This is a genomic window from Aureibaculum koreense (assembly GCF_034296135.1).
Classification (GTDB): Bacteria; Bacteroidota; Bacteroidia; order Flavobacteriales; family Flavobacteriaceae; genus Aureibaculum.
Map to the genome: position 1 here is coordinate 142,833 of NZ_JAXKVV010000009.1, position 6,000 is coordinate 148,832.

Consider the following 6,000-nt stretch of genomic DNA (forward strand, 5'->3'; position numbering starts at 1 on the left):
TATTTAACATTTATTAACTATGAGAAAAATTTTACTTTCAGCAATTGGTGTTGCTATTATTATACTTGCTTTAGTAGCATCTTATTATATTGTTGAAAACAGTATTAAACCAAAGCCAAAAGTAGAAAAAGTTATAAAAACAGTTTTTAGCGAAACTGTTAAAAACACTACCGTTCCTATAGTTATTCCAGCAAACGGTACATTAGTTGCAAAAAATAGATTAGAATTGTATTCAGAAGTCCAAGGTGTTTTTCAAGGTAGCTCCAAGGATTTTAAAGCCGGACAGGCATATAAAAAGGGGCAAACTTTAATTAGCATAAATTCAAGCGAATATTATGCCTCTGTACAATCGGCAAAAAGCGACTTATATAATGCCATTACTGCAATAATGCCAGATTTAAGATTGGATTATCCATCTGTGTTCCCTGCGTGGAATACCTACTTAACGAATTTTGATATTAGTAAAAGTGTTGCCCCATTACCAGAAACTAACGATGAGAAAGCAAACTATTTTGTAACCGGCCGTGGCATTATAACGGCTTATTATAACGTTAAAAATTTAGAGCAACGGTTATCCAAATATAGAATTTCTGCACCGTTTAATGGTGTTTTAACCGAGGCATTGGTTACCAAAGGCACGTTAATAAGACCAAGTCAAAAATTAGGGGAATTTATTGATACCTCTGTTTATGAGTTGGAATTGGCCATTGGTAAAACATTTAGCGATTTGCTAAAAATCGGGGAAAGCGTAAAACTAAAAACACCTGACGACGATAAAACTTATGAGGGAAAAGTAACTCGGATAAATGGCAAAATAGACCAAACAACACAAACCATAAAAGTATTTGTTGAAGTACGGGGAACGTCACTAAAGGAAGGGATGTATCTTGAAGCTCAGTTAGAAGCAAAGGAAGAGCCAAATGCTATAAAAATTTCGAGAAAGTTATTAATTGATGAATCGGAAATCTTTATTATTAAAGATAGTATTTTAGATGTTATTAAAGTAGATCCTGTTTATTTTTCACCAAAAGAGGTAGTTATTAAAGGGGTTCCTGACGGTACAAAAATTTTATCAAAATCCATTCCGGGTGCCTATGCTGGTATGCTGGTGAAAATATATGATGAATCGAGCAATAAAACTTCAGAATAATTATGAGAAAAGTAATTAGCTATTTCATAAAATATGAAGTTGCAGTCAATGTAATCATCATAGCTTTCTTAATTTTTGGGGTGTTGGGGATGCTTCAATTAAAATCTTCATTTTTCCCACTACAAGAAGCAGAGATTATTTCTATTAATGTTGCTTATCCTGGTGCCGCACCACAAGAAATTGAAGAAGGGGTGGTCTTAAAAATAGAGGACAATTTAAAAGGGCTTATTGGAGTAGAACGCGTAACCTCAACTTCAAGGGAAAACGGAGGGAATATTACCGTTGAAATTGAAAGTGATCAAGATATTAATGACATGCTTGCCGAAGTTAAAAACGCTGTTGACCGTGTACCCAACTTTCCCACGGGCATGGAACCCTTAGTGGTTGCTAAACAAGAGCGGATACGTCAAACCATAGATTTTGCCATTAGTGGAGATAATATAGAACTGACAGCCCTAAAACAAATTGGTAGGCAGATAGAAAATGACCTACGTGCCATGGAAGGCATTTCTCAAATTGATATATCTGGCTATCCTCAAGAAGAAATAGAGATTGCTGTTAGAGAGAGTGATTTACTGGCCTATAATTTAACCTTTGCAGAAGTTGCAAGTGCAGTATCTCAAGCAAATATTCTAACTACTGGTGGAAACATAAAAACGGATGCCGAAGATTATTTAATTAGAGCCAGCAACAGGTCTTATTATGGGGATGAACTAAATCACTTGACGGTTAGGGCCAGAGAAGACGGAACTATAGTGCGTTTACAAGATGTGGCAACGGTTAAAGATCGATTTTCCGAGACTCCTAATGCGTCCTATTTTAACGGGAATGTAGCTGTGAATGTGGAAATAACCAATACGAACAGCGAAGACCTTATGTCCACCGCAGATCAAGTAAATGCTTATGTAAAAGAGTTCAATCAAAAACATAGTGGTGTTAAAATAGATGTTGTGAGCGACTCTTCGATCAGATTGGCAGAGCGTACTCAATTACTTTTAGAGAATGGTGCCGTTGGTATTCTTTTAGTACTTTTCTTTCTATCACTTTTTTTAAATACACGTTTGGCATTTTGGGTAGCTTTAGGCTTACCAGTTGCCTTTTTAGGGATGTTTATTTTTGCCCCGTTATTTGATGTTACCATTAATGTATTATCGCTTTTCGGAATGATTATCGTAATAGGTATTTTGGTAGATGATGGTATTGTAATTTCAGAAAACATATACCAACATTACGAACAAGGAAAACCAAGAGTACAGGCCGCCATTGATGGTACAATGGAAGTTTTACCCGCTATTCTATCTGCCATTATAACTACCGTTTTGGCATTTTCAACATTTTTATTCCTTGAAGGGAGAATTGGTGCATTTTTTAGTGAAGTATCGGTAATTGTAATGCTAACCTTAATTGTTTCACTTGTTGAGGCCCTAATTATTTTACCGGCTCACATCGCACATTCTAAAGCATTGGTTACCCTCTCAAAAGAGGAAGAAGAAAAGAAAAAAGGAATAGCAAAATTATTTCTAAAACTGCGTAAATTTAACGAATGGGGAGATCGTTTTATGAATTATTGTAGGGATAGAATCTATAGTCCGGTACTTCGGTTTGTACTCAAGCAACGATTTATTACTTTTTCCATTTTAATAGCTTTAATGATCCTTACTATTGGCTTTTTTAGAGCGGGAATTATTCGTAGTGCATTTTTTCCCAATGTAGCCAGTGACCGAGTAAGTGTTGAGCTATTAATGCCCGAAGGTACCAACCCTAAACTTACCGATTCCATTATTACCTTGGTGGAAAATGCCGCATGGAGGGTTAATGAAGAATATACCGAAAAACAAACCGGTAACGTACAAGTGGTTGAAAATATTATAAAACGTGTTGGCCCAGGAAATAATAAAGCAAGCTTAAACATTAATTTATTACCTGGTGAAGCCCGTGATTTCAGTTCACAAGACATAACCAATTCCATTAGGGACGAAGTTGGAGAAGTCTATGGTGTTGAACGTTTGATTTTTGGTTCGGGTAGAAATTTTGGTGGGAGTCCTGTTTCAGTATCTCTACTGGGAAATAATACAGAAGAATTAAAACTAGCTAAAGAAGAGCTGAGAGCAGTACTAGAAAATAATGCACTTTTAACGGATATTTCTGACACAGACCCTGAAGGAATAAAAGAAATCAATGTCGAGTTAAAAGAATCTGCATATGCACTAGGTCTCAATTTAAGAGAAGTTATGAGTCAAGTAAGGGCTGGATTTTTCGGATTGCAAGCACAACGCTTTCAACGTGGGCAAGATGAAATTCGAGTTTGGGTGCGTTATGATCGCTCCAACAGAGAATCAATTAATGATCTTGATGAAATGCGAATTGTAACCTCTTCCGGACAACGTGTGCCGTTTGGAGAAATTGCAGATTATACTATAAAAAGAGGTGACGAAAGTATTAGCCATTTAAACGGAAGAAGGGAAATTCAAGTAAATGCAGATTTAAAAGATCCTAAAGGTAGTCCAACAGAAATAATTCAGGACATTAAAGACAATATAATGCCTGAAATTAGTTCTAAGTACCCCACGGTAAGTGCCTCTTATGAAGGGCAGAATAGGGAAGCCAATAAATTGACCGATTCGGCAAAAATAGTTGTACCAGTTGTGATTTTTTTAATCTATATAGTTATTGCCTTTACGTTTAGAAGTTACAGCCAGCCATTATTACTTATTTTCATGATTCCTTTTAGTTTTATTGCCGTGGCTTGGGGACACTGGTTTCATGATTTTCCGATTAACATACTTTCAGCTTTGGGAATAATTGCGTTAATAGGTATAATGGTAAACGATGGCTTGGTGCTTATAGGTAAATTCAATTCCTTTTTAAAATCGGGTATGAAATTTGACGAAGCCCTTTATGAAGCTGGAAGGGTCAGGTTTAGAGCCATATTTTTAACCTCCTTAACAACCATAGCAGGTATTGCACCTTTATTATTGGAAAAAAGTCGACAAGCTCAATTTTTAAAGCCAATGGCAATCTCTATTGCTTATGGCATTGGAATTGCCACTGTACTAACTTTACTAATTTTACCTTTATTATTATCGGTAACCAATAGTTTTAAAACCAACAGTAAATGGTTGGCCTCTGGAAATAAAGTAGAAAAAGAAGAAGTAGAACGTGCTATTAAAGAACAAAAAATAGATGAACATTAAAATTTTATACGGCATTCTATTCTTAATGTCCTTGCCAATTTCGGCCCAAGAATTATTGACAAAACAAGAGGCGGTAAGTATAGCTTTAGATAACAATTATGGAATTAAAATTGCCGATAATGACCTAAAGATTGCCGAAAACAACAAGAGCATATTAAATTCAGGTTACTTACCAACTTTGAGCGGTAATGCTGGTGCTACTTATAATTTAGATAATAACACTTCTGTTCGTATAGACACAACGCTTTCTTTAAAACGTGCAGAGAGTAATCGTTATAATGCTTCTGTCAGTTTAAATTATACTTTGTTTGATGGGATGGGTAGACACTACGATTATCAACGCTTAAAAGAACAATACAATCTGTCTGAACTACAAGCTAGACAAACTATTGAGAATACTATCTTACAGTTATTTTCGGTCTATTATAATGTAGCTAAATTGACGGAAAACTATCAATTGCAACAACAAAGCCTTGCCATATCAAAGGATAGGTTGCAACGTGTCCAATATCAATTTGAATATGGACAAAATACAAAGTTGGCGGTATTGAATGCCGAAGTTGATGTAAATAACGATAGTATTAATTTGCTGAGTACCAAACAATTATTAACAAATGCCAAACGCGATCTGTATGTGGTTTTAGGCAAAGATGAAGCACCAGAATTTACCGTTGATACTTTGGTCAATTTTACCCTTGCTCCCAATAAAGAAGTATTATACGAAAAAGTTAAAACCAATAATGTGGTATTACAACAATTAGAGAAAAACATTACCATTAGTGAATTCCAAATCAAAGCGAACAGATCAGGGTATTTGCCTACCGTGGGATTAAACGGCACCTATGGTTGGAATAAAAACAATAATAACGGATCTTCGTTTATAATATCCTCTACTAATTCTGGTTTGTCGGGTGGCTTAAGTCTTTCATGGAATGTTTTCGACGGTGGTAGGACTAAAACGTTGGTTAATAATGCAAAAATCAATTTAGAAACACAACAGTTGTTAAAAGAAGAAACTGAATTGGATATAACCCGTACTTTTAACAATGCTTATGATGATTATTTGAACAAATTATTCATTCTACAAACTCAGGAAAAAAACGTACAAACCAATACCAATAATTTTAACAGAACCGAAGAGCGTTTTAAGTTAGGGCAAGTAACTTCAATAGAATTTAGACAAGCCCAATTAAATTTAGTTAATGCGATTAACGCAAAAAATACCGCAAAATATGATGCTAAATTAGCAGAATTGCAAGTATTACAGTTGAGTGGGGATTTGTTGGATACAGCTTATTAAAAAAACTGATTTCCATGATTACTACTTTGGTTTTAAAAACCTTCAATTCGAGTGCTTTTTTGCAAAAAAGTGTATCGAGAATAGTTTTTTTGAAACCAAAACACTTGTTTTCGATACTAAATTCTTATCAGAATTTCACTCAAACTGACGTGTTTTGTTACAACCATACAAATCAGTTAAACTATGTTCGAACACTTTTTTCAATGCCCTTATTGCTGGGAAGAAATATCAATGTTATACCATTTCTCTTGTTAATTTACTCAATTATTTGTAAATTGCCTTATGGCAAAACAAATAGACTTACACATTAAAGAGAGTGAATCAGAACTAAAGGCTCTTATGAATGCTCAAAGCAA

The 6,000-nt window shown here is 34.9% G+C and carries 3 protein-coding genes; all 3 read left to right on the plus strand.

From position 1 onward, the window contains the following. Positions 1-19: 19 nt before the first annotated feature. Genes UMM65_RS10280 through UMM65_RS10290 form a run of 3 tightly spaced genes read left to right on the plus strand, consistent with a single transcriptional unit; the run spans position 20 to position 5,644 of the window. Positions 20-1,150, plus strand: a complete 1,131-nt coding sequence (locus UMM65_RS10280) for an efflux RND transporter periplasmic adaptor subunit (RefSeq protein ID WP_321976431.1) — start codon at positions 20-22, stop codon at positions 1,148-1,150. A gap of 2 nt (positions 1,151-1,152) precedes the next feature. Beyond that, positions 1,153-4,344 (plus strand): efflux RND transporter permease subunit, encoded by a 3,192-nt coding sequence (locus UMM65_RS10285; RefSeq protein ID WP_321976432.1) that lies wholly within the window; start codon positions 1,153-1,155, stop codon positions 4,342-4,344. Beyond that, entirely contained in the window at positions 4,334-5,644 is a 1,311-nt protein-coding gene (locus tag UMM65_RS10290; RefSeq protein ID WP_321976434.1) for a TolC family protein, read from the plus strand. The genes UMM65_RS10285 and UMM65_RS10290 overlap by 11 nt, the downstream gene beginning before the upstream one ends. Positions 5,645-6,000: the final 356 nt, after the last annotated feature.

Excerpts from the sequence above, each read along its gene's own strand:
- UMM65_RS10280 (WP_321976431.1), top strand. The coding sequence starts at position 20 with ATGAGAAAAATTTTACTTTCAGCAATTGGTGTTGCTATTATTATACTT.
- UMM65_RS10285 (WP_321976432.1), top strand. The coding sequence starts at position 1,153 with ATGAGAAAAGTAATTAGCTATTTCATAAAATATGAAGTTGCAGTCAAT.
- UMM65_RS10290 (WP_321976434.1), top strand. The coding sequence starts at position 4,334 with ATGAACATTAAAATTTTATACGGCATTCTATTCTTAATGTCCTTGCCA.